This window comes from Pseudomonas brassicacearum subsp. brassicacearum (assembly GCF_008801605.1).
Lineage (GTDB): Bacteria > Pseudomonadota > Gammaproteobacteria > Pseudomonadales > Pseudomonadaceae > Aquipseudomonas > Aquipseudomonas brassicacearum.
The window spans coordinates 1-964 of sequence record NZ_VZPJ01000037.1 but is presented as its reverse complement, the minus strand read 5'-3'; the positions used below and the strand labels follow the sequence as shown (position 1 = coordinate 964).

1 protein-coding gene is annotated in these 964 nt (G+C 60.4%); it reads right to left on the bottom strand.

Translation table 11 applies throughout. The features are described from left to right. A partial coding sequence (bamA, locus tag F7R20_RS31385) for an outer membrane protein assembly factor BamA (protein WP_151180634.1) occupies positions 1-964 on the bottom strand: 964 nt, incomplete at both ends.

Genomic DNA, 964 nt, shown 5'->3' with positions numbered 1-964 from the left:
TGATCGAGCCGGAAGCCTGCTCTTCGACGCTGTAGTTCACATCGACCTGGTCATCGACGCCCGGTACGGCCGGGGTCTCGACGTTGACTTCCTTGAAGAAGCCCAGGCGCTCCAGGCGGGTCTTGGACTGGTCGATCAGGTAGGTCGAGGCCCAGCCACCTTCCATCTGGCGCATTTCACGGCGCAGCACTTCGTCTTCGGACTTGGTGTTGCCACGGAAGTTGATGCGGTTGACGTAGGCACGCTTGCCCGGGTCCACGGCGAAGGTGATGTCGACGGTGTGGTCTTCATCGTGCGGCTGTGGCACGCCGTTGACGTTGGCGAAGGTGTAGCCCTCGTTACCCAGGCGACGGGTGATCAGCTCGGACGTGGTGGTCATCAGCTTGCGCGAGAACACCTGGCCCTTCTGCACCAGCAGCAGCGACTTGACCTGGTCTTCAGGCACTTTCAGGTCGCCGCTGAGCTTGACGTCACGAACGGTGTACTTCTCGCCTTCGTTGACGTTGACGGTGATGTAGACGTGCTTCTTGTCCGGGGTGATGGACACCTGGGTCGAGGCGATGTCCATGTTGATGTAGCCGCGGTCCAGGTAGTAGGAACGCAGGCGCTCCAGGTCACCGGAGAGTTTTTCACGGGCGTACTTGTCATCGTTCTTGAAGAACGACAGCCAGTTGGTGGTCTTGAGCTCGAACAGGTCGATCAGGTCTTCATCAGGGAAAACCGTGTTGCCCACCACGTTGATGTGCTGGATGGCTGCCACGGTGCCTTCGTTGATGTTGACCTTCAGGCCGACGCGGTTGCGCGGCTGCGGCACCACTTCGGTGTCGACGGTGGCCGAGTAGCGGCCCTGGGCAACGTACTGGCGTTGCAGCTCGTTACGTACACCTTCGAGGGTGGCGCGCTGGAAGATCTCGCCTTCGGCCAGGCCGGATTGCTTGAGGCCTTTCATCAGGTCTTCAGTGGA